This is a genomic window from Hydrotalea sandarakina, assembly GCF_003254115.1.
Taxonomy (GTDB): Bacteria; Bacteroidota; Bacteroidia; order Chitinophagales; family Chitinophagaceae; genus Hydrotalea; species Hydrotalea sandarakina.
Map to the genome: position 1 here is coordinate 153522 of NZ_QKZV01000002.1, position 13888 is coordinate 167409.

Here is a 13888-nt window from a genome sequence, read left to right on the forward strand (position 1 = left end):
TTAAACATCGGTAAAATCATGCAAGCACTCACCAATAGAGCACAAGCGGTTAACAGAGCACCGATGACATTCTGGGAAAGAATATACCTAGTAAATATTTTCAAGGGAATGTTAATCACTTTCAGTCATATTTTTAAGAAAAAACCAACCATACAATATCCCGAACAAAAGCGTCCCTTCAGTCCGGTATTCAGAGGATTACATGTTTTAAACAGAGATGAGCAGGGAAGAGAACGTTGTACTGCCTGTGGCTTATGTGCAGTGGCTTGTCCTGCTGAAGCTATTACCATGGAAGCAGCTGAACGGCTACCCGGCGAAGAAAATTTATACCGCGAAGAAAAATATGCAGCTCGTTACGAAATAAATATGTTGCGTTGTATTTTCTGTGGCTTATGTGAAGAAGCTTGTCCCAAAGATGCAATCTATTTAAGCGAAACTTTTGCTCCGGCTAATTTTAATAGAAGTACTTTCATATACAGTAAAAAAGATTTATTAATACCCAATCCGGTAACTGAACCCGAAGCTTATGCCAAAGCAAAAGGTTTAAACTAAGCTGCATTACCAATTAGTAGTCAGCTTTAAAAATGTTATCGCTTTAAAATAAAACCAACACAATGAATGTTATACAAGTATTATTCTGGATTTTAAGTGCCATGGCATTGGTAAGTGCCTTAATGGTTTTATTGAGCAAAAATCCTGTGCATAGTGTGCTTTGGTTGGTGGCCGTGTTTTTTGCCATTTCAGGTCATTACATTTTATTGAATGCACAATTCATTGCCATTGTTAATTTAATTGTTTATGCCGGTGCCATCATGGTTCTGTTTCTATTTGTAATTATGTTAATGAATTTGAATAAAGACACTGAACCACAGAAGAACATTTGGATGAAATTAGCCGGTGCCATTTCAGCCGGATGCTTATTAATGATTTTAGTTTCATTAATAAAACAAGCACCGGAATTGCAAGCTAAAACAGCAATGATGAATGAAGGAGGTATTGGTTTAATTGCTAACCTTGGAAAAGCATTATTCAATACTTATGTAGTGCCATTTGAAATTAGCAGCATATTGTTTTTAAGTGCAATGGTAGGTGCGGTAGTAATAGGAAAAAAAGATTAGTATTTAGTTTTATATTTAAACAACCAACAAAGGTTATGCCCATACAGTATTACATTTATTTAAGTCTTGCACTGTTTTGCATTGGTATTGCCGGTGTATTAACTCGCCGAAATGCTATTATCATTTTCATGAGTGTAGAGTTAATGTTGAATGCAGTAAATCTGCTTTTAGTAGCTTTTTCAAAAATGCACCATGCAGTTGCAACAGCTGTTGATAAAGTAAATAACGTAGGAACGGATGGTCAAATTTTTGTATTTTTTGTAATGGTAGTGGCTGCGGCAGAAGTAAGTGTGGGGTTGGCTATTATTGTTATGATGTATAGAAATGCACATTCGGTAGATGTGAATTTTTTAAACAGATTGAAAAATTAGAATATTCAAATATAAGCACAACGCTATACCCTTGTTGTAAGCCATGCTTTAAATAAATATTATGAGCCAATTAGTTTACTTAGTACCATTACTGCCACTGGCCGGATTTTTAATCAATGGCCTGCTACGCAAATCATTATCAAAACAGGCAGTTAGTATAATAGGCTGTGGGGTTATTCTCATTGCTTTTTTAATTAGTTTGGGATTGTTTTTTCAAGTGAAAGCCAATGGCCCAATTATTCAAACCTATTTTAACTTTATTGATATTAAAGGGTTGAATATTCCGTTTTCATTTCAGGTGGATGCGCTTTCTGTTTTATTCATGCTCATTATTACAGGTGTTGGCTTTCTTATACATGTGTATTCAACTTCTTACATGCATGAAGAAAGCACTCCGCATTTTGCTCGTTATTTTTCTTTCCTAAACCTATTCGTATTCTCCATGCTTTTATTGGTAATGGGCGGTAACTACCTTATTTTATTTTTAGGTTGGGAAGGTGTAGGTTTATGCTCTTACTTACTAATTGGGTATTGGTTTAAGAATACTGATTACAACTATGCTGCCAAGAAAGCCTTTATTATGAACCGTATTGGCGATGTTGGATTTTTATTAGGCATATTTTGGTTGGTAGCTAAATTAGGTACTTTAACTTATGGTAACGTATTTGCTGCGGCCGGTAATTTAAGTGCAGTAGATGTAACCGGAATTACCATTTTATTATTCATCGGTGCTACCGGTAAAAGTGCCCAAATACCTTTATATACTTGGTTGCCCGATGCCATGGCTGGTCCTACCCCGGTATCGGCTTTAATACATGCTGCAACCATGGTAACTGCCGGTGTTTACATGATTGCTCGCAGTAACATATTATACAGCATGAGTGCAGTTACAGAAAATGTAATTGCTATAATTGGTATAGCAACCGTATTATTGGCGGCTACTATAGCTATTAAACAAAACGATATTAAGAAAGTTCTGGCTTATTCAACTGTTAGCCAGTTAGGTTATATGTTTTTGGGTTTAGGAGTAGGTGCATACAACGGCGCAGTATTCCATGTAATGACACATGCCTTCTTTAAAGCACTTTTATTCTTAGGCGCAGGTTCTGTAATTCATGCCATGGGTAATGAGCAAGATATCCGTAAAATGGGTGGCTTACGCAAATACATGCCCGTTACACACATCACTTTTTTATTGGGTTGTTTAGCTATTTCGGGAATTCCACCCTTCAGTGGTTTCTTTTCAAAAGATGAAATTTTGGCTGCAGCTTATGCTAAAAATCCTGTTTTATGGGTATTGGGTGTGGCAGGTGCAGCATTAACTGCATTTTATATGTTCCGCCTGTATGCTACAACTTTTTTAGGTTCATTCAGAGGAACACATGATCAAGAACATCATTTGCATGAAAGCCCTGCGGCTATTACATTGCCTTTAATTGCATTAGCCATTTTAAGTGTAATTGGCGGATGGATTGGCATACCTGCAGTTATGATACCCGATGCCAATGCTTTTCATCATTTTTTACAACCTGTTATTACTACCGAAGCCATTGCTGAAATGCCTCATGCAACTGAATGGTTGTTAATGGTCGTTTCTGTGGCTGTGGCTGTAATAGCTATTTTAATTGCCTTAGGTAAGTTCACCAAACGTCCCGAATTAAATGAACCACAGGGTTTGGGCGGCTTTTTAGCACATAAATGGTATATTGATGAGTTGTATGATGCTGTTATTGTAAATCCACTAAATGCTTTAGCCGGTTTCTTTAAAAATATTATAGAAAAAAGCGGTATTGATGGAATTGTGAATGGTGTTGGCCGTTTCATTTTATATTCATCAAGGCAGGTACGGTTAGTTCAAAGTGGCCAAGTGGGTAGTTACATTTTGTTTATGGTGTTGGCCATAATTGTATTGGTTTTAATTTGGATAAACGACGGATATATTTATACCTATTTAAGTAAAATATTTTAAAAAAGCCACAGGCAAAATTTAGCTATGATTCCTTTTTTACTAATACTAGTTCCATTAATTGGCGGTCTAATTTCATTCTTATTAAAAGAAGACAGAGCTGCCAAAAGTTGGTCGTTATTAATTGCATTAATTACATTAGCCATTTCTTTAAGTGGTATTTATTTTTTTAACAACGCCGATGCCTTAACCTTAGATTGGCCTTGGATGCCTGCTTTAGGTACAAGCTTCAATTTACACATGGATGGCATGAGCAGTATGCTTACTTTATTAACTGCTATTGGATTGCCTGTAATTTTTGTTGCTATTTATAAAAACAATTATGCAAAGCCCGGTAATTTTTATGCGGGTATGTTACTAACACAGGCAGGCATGATGGGCGTATTTGTTGCAGCAGATGCTTTAGTATTTTACTTTTTCTGGGAATTAGCTTTAATACCTGCTTATTTCTTGGCTTCTAATTGGGGTGGTGAAAAACGTGTAGCAGCTACGTTTAAGTTTTTTGTGTACACTTTCGTAGGTTCTTTACTCATGTTAATAGGTATATTTTACTTATACTTTCAAACACCTGGTAATCATTCTTTTTCAATCGATGCATTTTATCATTTGCATCTTAAAACCAGTCAACAATATTTCTTTTTCTGGTTATTTTTTATAGCATTTGCTATTAAAATGCCCATATTTCCTTTCCATACCTGGCAACCCGACGCTTATGAACAAGCGTCAACAGGCGTTACCATGTTGTTGAGTGCTTTAATGGTGAAAATGGGTGTGTACGCTACCATACGTTGGTTGGTTCCGGTATTTCCACAAGCAACAAATTATTTTTCAATGCTTATTATCATTCTTTCCGTAATAGGCATGTTGTACACTTCCTTAATTGCAATACGGCAAGATGATGTTAAACGCGTAATTGCCTATTCTTCCATTGCCCACATAGGTTTAATGTGTGCTGCTATTTTTGCTCAAAAGCAGGCAGGATGGAATGGGGTAATGGTACAAATGTTTAACCACGGTATTGTTGTGCTGGGCTTGTGGATTGTAGCCGATGCTATTGAACAACAAATTGGTACCCGTAAATTAAGTGAAATGGGGGGTATGGCACAAAAAGCACCTGAATTGGCATTGTTGTTTGTTATAATGGCTTTAGCTAATGTTGCATTACCCTTAACCAATAGCTTTATAGGCGAGTTTTTAATGTTTAATGGCTTGTTTCAATACAATATTGTTATTGCCATTTTTGCTTTAATTACCATTATATTAACTGCTGTTTATACACTTAATACAGTGCAAAAAATTTTTTATGGAGAATTGGTAAGCACCACTAATAATGCAATTGATGCCGGTTTGAATGTGCGTTTAATATTATGGGTTTTGGTGATTGTCATTTTCTTCTTTGGTATTTATCCTGAACCTATGATACACCTTACCAACGATACTGTTAATGCATTGTTGGCTAAATAAAAAATGGCAATACAGATTGGAATAGTGCATGTATGTGTTTTGAATTGAAAATTGTATAACATAAATAATACATTAAGGAATTAATTAAAAGGGCGAATAACTATATTTTAAGATATGAACGCAATAATATTTTCGGTTATAGGTGGTGTTGTAATGATGTTTACCGGCATTATTACCCAGCAAAAAAAAGCCATTAGAAATGTGGCTATCATTGCATTGATAATACTTTTATTAGCCAATATTTTTGATACGTACGGCATTTTAAGTATTCACATTGGTACACATGGCATGTTGAACTTTCAAAAATTTGGGCTTTATTTTAATACACTGGCCTATGCTGCTACTTTGTTGTTTATACTTATAAGCGGCGCCGATGTAACACAAATTGGTGAAGGGAAACATGCTGCAGAATTTTTTGCTCTAATTTTCTTCTCATTGTCCGGAATTGCCATTATTACTTCATATAACTCACTGTTATTGCTTTTTTTAGGAATAGAAATTATGTCTATTCCGCTGTATATACTTACCGGTGGTGATAAAAGAAATTTAAAAAGTAATGAAGCCTCATTAAAGTATTTCTTAATGGGTTCTTTTTCTACCGGCATTTTATTAATGGGTATTGCATTAATGTATGGTGCGCATGGTGGTTTTGAAATTAGTGCCATGAAACCTTCGGCAGTATCAAACGAGTATGGAATTTTAGATCCTTTGGGTTTGGTATTGGTGTTCATTGCCATTGCTTTTAAAGTTTCAGCAGCACCTTTTCATTTTTGGACACCGGATGTTTATGATGGCTCACCCAGTGTGTTCACATCATTCATGGCAACCATAATTAAAGCAGCGGGTTTCATTGCTTTTATTCGTTTGTTTGATAATAAATATGTTGAATTAGGACTATCGTGGAGAATTATTTTGCCTTTGGTTATAATAGCTACTTTATTAGTAGGAAACATTACGGCTATTTTTCAGCAAAGTGTTAAACGCATGATGGCTTATTCAAGTATTGCGCAAGCCGGCTTTATGCTGTTTGCCGTTTTTGCTGAAAATGATATGGCAAAAGAAGGTATTTTAATATATACGGTTGCATATTCAGTTGCTACTATTGGCATTTTTGCCGTATTAGAGAAAATGGAAGATATTTCATTGGCCGGTTATAATGGCTTGGCCAAAAAGCATCCTTTATTAGCGGCTACCAATACTATTTTCTTATTATCATTAACGGGTATACCGCTTACTGCCGGTTTCTTTGCTAAGTATTATATGCTGTTATCGGTAATTAAGTACGGCGGTAGTACTGTTACTTGGTTGGTAATTGTTGCGGTAATTTTTGCTGCTATTAGTGCGTATTACTATTTCAGGGTTATTCAGGCTATGTATTTTAAAACAGGTAATCCGGAAGTACGCAGTTATAATAAGGGCTTTTGTTTTATGCTGGTTATTTTAGCAGCCATTACTATTTTAATTGGTATTTTCCCAACCATTATTTTAAACTGGTTTTACTTTTAGTATTGAAGCATTTGTTTGTACAGCCGTTATTTGTGTTGCCATGAAAACGGAACGTACAAGTGAGTGACACAACCGGCGATGCCCAATGTGATGCAGCTGATAACATAATAAAGGTTAAAAAGTAAATGAATGGGGTTGCTTTTGCTGCCGCCTGTTTATGTTTTGCTGCGTTTATCCTTTTGTGCTTTATGGTTATGCTTTCCCCCTTATCTTTAGAAAGATTTTTTGCTTAAAAATATAGCATGACCATTACCGACTCATTTACTTTAGCTTATAAAAATGTAAGCGGCAATAAGCTTCGCTCAGGCATAACCATTGCCATTATTGCTTTTGGCATTATGGCATTGATTGGTATTATTACGGCCATTCAGGCTATGAACCAAAGCTTGCGTGAAAGTTTTTCGTTAATGGGTGCCAATGCATTTGTTATTAAATATAAGGAATCGAGAATAAGTTTTGGAAGGGGCGAAAGTGTAAAGAAAACTGCTCGTGGCGCTAAAACTAAAATATCGAACTTGGATAAAACCATTCGACGCGAGGATGCTGTTTATTTTAAAAATACATATCATTATCCATCATTAGTAAGTGTTTATATGCGTGGTCCGGGTAATGTGGAGTGTTATTATGGTAATAAAAAAACCAATCCTGTTGTTACGGTTTGGGGTGGCGACGAAAATTATTTAATGGTAAATGGTTTTACACTGCAAGCAGGCAGGAATTTAAACAGTCTTGATGTGCAAAGTGGGCGCAATGTTTGCATTTTAGGCAGCAATGTGGCCAGTAAATTATTTGGCGACCATATTGAAACAGCATTAGATCATATTATTAAAGTAGGCGGCATTCCTTATAGAGTGATAGGAGTTTTAAAAAGTAAAGGTTCGAGTGGTTTATTAAGGCAAGATGATATTGTGGTTACTTCCTACAACAGTGCACGTAGGTTAGCCAATGCATCACCGTCATATTTTATTGGTGTGAAGGTTGATAATGTTGCAATGTTAGATCCTGCAATTGGCGAAGCAACTGCGCAATTTAGAGGTATTAGAAAATTATTACCTACGGATGCTGATAATTTTTCCATTGAAAAGAGTGATAAGTTTGCTGAATTGTTTATTACTTTTTTAAGTAGCATTACTGCAGCTGCGGCGGCTATTGGCATGATTACGTTAATTGGTGCTGCTATTGGATTAATGAATATTATGCTGGTATCAGTGAATGAACGTACCAGGGAAGTGGGACTTATAAAAGCAATTGGAGGTAAAAGTAAGAATGTGCGTCAACAGTTTTTATTTGAAAGCATGATTATAAGCTTATTGGGGGCATTGTTTGGAATTATTTTAGGTGTTTTGGTGGGGAATATATTTTCTATTTTCCTGAAAACCGGATTTGTTGTACCGTGGATATGGGTAAGTATTGGTATTATTATATGTTCATTAGTTGGATTTGCGGCAGGCCTTTATCCGGCTATTAAAGCAGCACGTTTAAATCCAATTGTAGCCTTACGTTATGAATAACGGTAGTGTATTTGCTTTTTAATTATTGCTTCAAGAATAATTTTAGTTTATCATTAATGTAATAAATTAAATCTTCTCGCGATGGGTGTTGTCTAAGCCATTTATAGCTTGGACGATAGGTTTCCATGAATAATAAAAGTGAGTCGGGCGGAAGCGTTACATATTGTTTTAAAACGGTGGGGTTAAAGCGGTAGTTAATGTAATGTTCCTCTTCCATACGATTGAATAATTTAATTGCTTCACGTTTACGTTTGTCGGGACCAAAAAAGTGATCAATATTAATCCCCATTCCTACGCCTGAATTACCATTTGATACGGTTGGTATGGTGTAATCGGTAGTGGTGGAAAAGAAATCTTTTCTTCGCCGAATGCTATCTATCTGGTAAGCTGAGTAACCCGGATGTGCTTTTACGGTTACTTCATTAAGCAAGTTAGAAAGTGGATGTAAGTGAATAACGTATTCGGATTGCTGTAATAGTGCAGGTGTTACTTTAATGGTATCAAATGAATAACTAATGGAAGCGATAGAAAGAATATCGCCCGGCTTTGCCGGAATAGAAAAGGTGCCATTTTGATTTGATAGCACTGTTTTTTTATTGTTTAAATTAGTAATGCTGGCAAAGTACACAGGCTCTTTAGTCAGGCTGTCTTTGAGGATTGCTTTAAAATTTTGTGCGTTTAAATTTTGCAGCACAAGCATGGCTAATAAAACTAATAAGAAGTTTTTTTTCATGAGGCTTAATTGTTGTTTACAAAGGTATTGTACTATGTAATTATTTTACTGAGTATAGAAAAATAAAAAAAGAGTTGCTTTTGGCAACTCTTTTTGTCAATGAAACTAAACTAACTAAACTAGCTTTTAGGATCTAAAGCTTTTTTAATTCTTTCAGATAAGTCCTGCAAGTGGTACTTACTTAACTTATCGCTTGTTGCCGGTATTGCAGCATTAACGGCTACTAATAAAGATTTTAATTCACCTCTGGCAACAGATGGTACATCTGTGTTGGCTGTATTGATAATTGAAAGATTGAAGCCACGTGCTGTTGGTGTAAGACTTGCAGCATTTGATTTAGTGGGGTCAATTAATTCAATTAATTTAGCAACATAAGCTTTTTGCAGATTTCTGCGATAAGCATCAATGGGCTTATTGCTGTATATTTCACTGAAAATACCTTTTTGTACATCATCCATCATTTCATCTAAACCATAGGTGCCGTTGCCAAAGCGGTTACGACTGGTTTGTAAGCGGTATAAACGACCTGCATCTAACAAACTATTTAAAGTGCTTACTTGCAGGTTTTGTATTGCTTCATTGGCAGTGGGGTAAGAAATTTTATTTAAAATTTCTTTGTCCAATAACCAAGTTGGTGTTTGGAACAATTGTGCATTTAAAAATGCAACTGCTGCTTTCTGCTTTTCTTTAGGGGTAGGTGCATATACATCGCCTTTTTGTTCTACACTTTTAAAGGTTTCTTCAATACCACCTACATTTTTGGTTACATGCCCCATGTAGCGAGCAAATTGACCAACCAATTGTTGGTACATGTCGCTTAAATTTTGGTATTTATCGGCTTCTTCTTTAGTCCAAACCGGTAATTGTACCAATATTCTTTTTAAGTTCATAATGCCATAGTTGCTGGCTTTAACGGCGTCATCGCCCAAATCTTCGGTTTGTGCACGGGGGTCAACATTGCGTCCTTCTCCACCAAACCATAAACGAGGATTTTTAAGACTATCTACTGCCCATTTGTTCGTAACCAGTTCATCTTTTTTGGGGTCACTAATGCCTGTATAAGTATATCCCCATTGAATAGCCCATTTATCGTAGTCGCCAATGCGGGGGAATAATCCTGCTTCGCTGATATTATCTTCGGGTTGTGCAACATAGTTAAAGCGCGCATAGTCCATAATTGAAGCAGTATGGCCATTGGCTTCAACCCATGCTTTGTTACGCAATAATTCAACAGGCGTTTTGCTGCTGCTACCCATGTTATGGCGTAAGCCTAATGTGTGACCAACTTCGTGTGATGAAACAAAACGAATTAATTCGCCCATTAATGAATCATCAAATTTCATTTTTCTGGCTTTAGGATCTACCGCTGCAGTTTGAATCATGTACCAGTCGTGAACCAATTTCATAACATTGTGATACCATCCAATGTGGCTTTCTAAAATTTCACCGCTACGAGGGTCATGAACATTTGGGCCATAAGCATTTTCAATATCAGAAGCAAAGTAGCGGATAACAGAATAGCGAGCATCTTCCAAACTCATAGTACTATCGTTTTCCGGCCATTCTTTGGCAACAATAGCATTTTTAAAACCTGCTTTTTCAAAGGCTTTTTGCCAATCGTTTACACCTGCAATTAAGTAAGGGCGCCATTGTTTGGGTGTTGCCGGGTCAATGTAGTAAACAATTTGTTTAGCAGGTTCAACCAGTTCACCACGTTTGTATTTTTCCATGTCTTCCGGTTTAGGTTCTAAACGCCAGCGAACAGCAAACACTTGGTTATCAACTTTCTGTTGGTTATCGCTATAAACAGTGTAATCATCGGCAAAGAAACCAACACGCGGATCAAATAATCTTTTATGCATTGGCACTTTAGGTAGCAATAGCATTGAAGTATTTAATTCAATCGTAACTGCACCTGCATCCATTGCTGCGGGTAATGGTTCACTTTGTGGCATTGGCGATGGTGCACCACCAAAGGGATTACCGGCTGCTGAAGGTGTTGAGCTGTAAGTTTTTACAGTTCGTATTTCAGTATTAATGGGATAAGTGTGGATGCTTTCAATATAAGAACGATCGGCCGCTAACATAGAAAGATTGAGCCTGCGTTTAATTGCCGGAGTTAAACTTACAGCCTGATTATCGCCTTTAAAGAAATCGGTAACATCAATTACAGAAGAGGTTGAATCTTTTCCGAATGCAGCAATGGGAAAAGCAGCTGCAATGGGGTTAAGGTTCGAATTTTTAACTGCTTTTGATATTTCATTGGTTGAATCGGCATAGTTAATTAAGGTAATAACCTTCATAAATATTTTATGTTCGGGGCCTTTATCAAATTCAACGGTTTGTTGATTTACCAATTCGCCACCATAATTTCTTCCACCACCGGGTGTTTTACTGTAACGCGTAACAGCTAAAATTTCACGTCCTAAAATAGAATCCGGTATTTCAAAATAATATTTATCTTCTACTTGATGTACGGTAAATAAGCCTTTGTGTGTAATAGCTTTGTTGGTAATAACTTCTTTATAGGGTTTAGGACCTGTAGCAGGTTTTGCAGCCATGTTAGGCATGCCTGCTCTTCCGTTTAGCATGGGAAAACTTGATGTGTCGGGCCTTTGTTGGGCAAACAACCAAGTTCCACTCAATAGAATAAGGGAAAAGGTTAACGTTTTCTTCATATAGTGTTATTTAAAATTTTAATGGATGAAGATAAAGAGAGCAATTGAAAAAAAATTGCTTTTTGATAATTTTTGATGAGCGGCTTAAAAGAGTAATTTTATAGACCAAACCATCACTAATATCGGGCAAAATGCCGTTTTTAATGGCATAAGTAAAATGTTATAAAAAAACTAATTTGCAACTTTAATGAAAATAATTATTTTACAGCCCCGTAAAAAAAAAATTGAAACATTGTTTTGTTTTTTCAAAATAATTTTCAGTAGAATTGTGAAATCTTTTTAACACTGTAATTTAAAAACCAAAAAACAATTGAACCATGGCGGACATTAAACCCACAGCTTCAACAACTGCTGCTAAACCAGCATCATCAGCTCAACATCCTAAAAGAAAAGGAAATGCTATTTCATGGATTGCACCTGTAGTTTGTGTAATTGTTGGATATTTATTTTGGCGATTCTATTTAGGTGCCCCCGAACATTTTTCTCAACCTGATCCCGATGCAAGTCACTGGTTTTGGCCTAATCATAAAGGACCCAAATCAACTGTACCAATTGCTAAAATGTATGAAGGTGGAATTATTGTACCTTTATTAATTGGTACTTTTTTAACCGTATTAACTTTTGTGGTTGAAAGATTTTTGACTGTTACCAAGTCAACCGGAACAGGTAGTGTACCTGAATTTATTCGTAAAGTACAATTTCATTTAGCTAATAAAGATGTTGATAAAGCATTAGCTGAATGCGATAAACAAAAAGGATCAGTTGGTAATGTAATGAAAGCCGGATTACGCAGGTATAAAGAAATGATTACCAACACTGAATTAGATACTGAACAAAAAATTCTTAACATACAAAAAGAAATTGAAGAAGCTACAGCTCTTGAATTACCTATGTTGGAAAAGAACCTGGTATTCCTTTCAACAATTGCATCGGTTGCAACTTTGTTAGGTTTGTTAGGTACTGTATTAGGTATGATTAAAGCGTTCTCATCATTGGGTGAAGAAGGTGCCGGTGGCGATGCTGCTCGTGAGCTTTCAGTAGGTATTTCCGAGGCCTTGTTTAATACCGCTTTAGGTATCGGTACTTCAGCAATCTCAATTATTTTCTATAACATTTTCACTACCAAAATTGACGGCATTACTTATGGTATTGACGAATCTGGTTTTACGTTAACTCAAAGTTTTGCTGCAAACTATAAATAAAAAAAAGTTTGTGGAAAAACTCGAAATCAGTATCTCATTAGTGAAATAATGTAAAATTAGAAAAATGGCAAGACCAAAATTACCACGAAAAAGCACGAATGTAGACATGACTGCAATGTGCGATGTGGCCTTTTTGCTGCTAACATTCTTTATATTAGCAACAAAATTTAAGCCACCGGAAGCTATTGAAATTATAACTCCAAAATCTGTAGCTTCAAAAGTTGCCCCAACTAAAGATGTAGTTTTAGTAAGTGTAGATAGAGATGGCAAAGTTTTCTTCTCGGTAGAAGATGCCGATATTAAAAAAGAAATTGCCAACGAAATTAATACTACTAAAAACTTAGGGATAGATGTAAATGCATTCGTAAATGCTCCATTTATCGGTGTTCCTTTTAGTCAGCTAAAATCATTCTTGGCAATGCCGGAAGCAGAAAGAAAAGCCAATTTATTACCCGGAATTCCTGTTGATACAACAAAGGGCCCCAATGAAATGATAGATTGGATGCGTTACACAGTTAGTGCTTACCAAGGCAAAAAAATGAATCTGTTGTTGAAGGGGGATAATAAAGCAAAATATCCTTCTATTGAAGGCGTAATTAATGCTTTCAAAAAAACAGATCAGTTGAAATTTGAAATGGTTACAAATCCGGAAGCAGTACCAACAGGTAGTGAATTGTGGAAATTAGCACAAAAAGGACAAAGAACAGAAGAATAAGAAAACCCAATTTTTACACATTAAAATTATCCTGATATGGCAGAAATGGATACCTCGTCCTCTGGCGGGGGACATAAGAAAGGCCCGGGCGTCAAAAAAGGGAAAAAAATGTCTACCCGTGTAGACTTGACGCCAATGGTAGACTTAGGGTTTCTATTAATTACTTTCTTCATTTTTACTACTACTATGAGCCAACCCACGGCTATGAAGCTCTTTTTACCTAAAGATGCCGATAAGCCGGATGAGCAAAATAAAATTAAAGAATCGGGTGCCTTAACCATATTATTAGGCGGTGACAATACTGTTTTTTATTATGAGGGCGAATTAGCACCGAATGGAGCTAATTTTAAATCGGCTAATTATAGTAATGGTGATGATGGTATAAGAGCAGTAATTTTAAGAAAGAAAGCAAGTACACCTGAAAAAGATTTAATGGTTGTAATTAAACCTTCACCCCAATGTACTTACAAAAATGTTGTAGATGTTTTAGATGAAATGTCGATTAATGTAATTAAACGTTATGCCTTAGTTGATATTTCACCGGTAGAAGAACAACTGGTTGAAAAATCAGTGGCCGCGGCTGCAGCACAAAGTAAGTAAAAAAAAGATGTGAAAATAATTATT

At 36.0% G+C, this 13888-nt stretch carries 12 protein-coding genes; 10 read left to right on the top strand and 2 right to left on the bottom strand.

Features of this window, described 5'->3' with window-relative positions:
- Positions 1-18: 18 nt before the first annotated feature.
- The 7 genes from nuoI to LX80_RS03620 all read left to right on the top strand — a co-directional run bounded on the left by nuoI (position 19) and on the right by LX80_RS03620 (position 7936).
- Complete coding sequence (gene nuoI / locus LX80_RS03590) at positions 19-552, top strand: NADH-quinone oxidoreductase subunit NuoI (protein ID WP_111293691.1); 534 nt, start codon at positions 19-21, stop codon at positions 550-552.
- A 62-nt stretch (positions 553-614) separates the two neighbouring features.
- Positions 615-1118, top strand: coding sequence for an NADH-quinone oxidoreductase subunit J family protein (locus LX80_RS03595; protein WP_111293692.1), 504 nt, complete (start codon positions 615-617; stop codon positions 1116-1118).
- 35 nt (positions 1119-1153) lie between these two features.
- Positions 1154-1489 (top strand): NADH-quinone oxidoreductase subunit NuoK, encoded by a 336-nt coding sequence (nuoK, locus tag LX80_RS03600; protein WP_111293693.1) that lies wholly within the window; start codon positions 1154-1156, stop codon positions 1487-1489.
- Between the two features lie 61 nt (positions 1490-1550).
- Positions 1551-3458: an NADH-quinone oxidoreductase subunit L gene (gene nuoL, locus LX80_RS03605; protein ID WP_111293694.1), complete on the top strand. Its 1908-nt coding sequence runs from the start codon at positions 1551-1553 to the stop codon at positions 3456-3458.
- Positions 3459-3482: 24 nt separating this feature from the next.
- Positions 3483-4919, top strand: coding sequence for a complex I subunit 4 family protein (locus tag LX80_RS03610; RefSeq protein ID WP_111293695.1), 1437 nt, complete (start codon positions 3483-3485; stop codon positions 4917-4919).
- A gap of 114 nt (positions 4920-5033) precedes the next feature.
- Positions 5034-6425: an NADH-quinone oxidoreductase subunit N gene (locus tag LX80_RS03615; RefSeq protein WP_111293696.1), complete on the top strand. Its 1392-nt coding sequence runs from the start codon at positions 5034-5036 to the stop codon at positions 6423-6425.
- A gap of 242 nt (positions 6426-6667) precedes the next feature.
- Positions 6668-7936: an ABC transporter permease gene (locus tag LX80_RS03620; protein ID WP_111293697.1), complete on the top strand. Its 1269-nt coding sequence runs from the start codon at positions 6668-6670 to the stop codon at positions 7934-7936.
- A gap of 22 nt (positions 7937-7958) precedes the next feature.
- Here LX80_RS03620 and LX80_RS03625 read toward each other — a convergent pair whose 3' ends face one another.
- Together LX80_RS03625 and LX80_RS03630 are read right to left on the bottom strand one after the other, a co-directional pair.
- Positions 7959-8669 (bottom strand): peptidase associated/transthyretin-like domain-containing protein, encoded by a 711-nt coding sequence (locus LX80_RS03625; RefSeq protein ID WP_111293698.1) that lies wholly within the window; start codon positions 8667-8669, stop codon positions 7959-7961.
- Positions 8670-8788: 119 nt separating this feature from the next.
- Positions 8789-11347 (bottom strand): zinc-dependent metalloprotease, encoded by a 2559-nt coding sequence (locus LX80_RS03630; RefSeq protein ID WP_111293699.1) that lies wholly within the window; start codon positions 11345-11347, stop codon positions 8789-8791.
- A gap of 317 nt (positions 11348-11664) precedes the next feature.
- Here LX80_RS03630 and LX80_RS03635 point away from each other — a divergent pair, with 317 nt between their 5' ends.
- The 3 genes from LX80_RS03635 (at position 11665) to LX80_RS03645 (ending at position 13864) form a co-directional block, all read left to right on the top strand.
- Positions 11665-12549, top strand: a complete 885-nt coding sequence (locus LX80_RS03635) for a MotA/TolQ/ExbB proton channel family protein (RefSeq protein ID WP_111293700.1) — start codon at positions 11665-11667, stop codon at positions 12547-12549.
- Positions 12550-12613: 64 nt separating this feature from the next.
- Positions 12614-13264, top strand: a complete 651-nt coding sequence (locus tag LX80_RS03640) for an ExbD/TolR family protein (RefSeq protein ID WP_111293701.1) — start codon at positions 12614-12616, stop codon at positions 13262-13264.
- 36 nt (positions 13265-13300) lie between these two features.
- On the top strand, positions 13301-13864 hold the full coding sequence (locus LX80_RS03645; protein WP_111293702.1) for an ExbD/TolR family protein: 564 nt from the start codon (positions 13301-13303) through the stop codon (positions 13862-13864).
- Positions 13865-13888 lie beyond the last annotated feature (24 nt).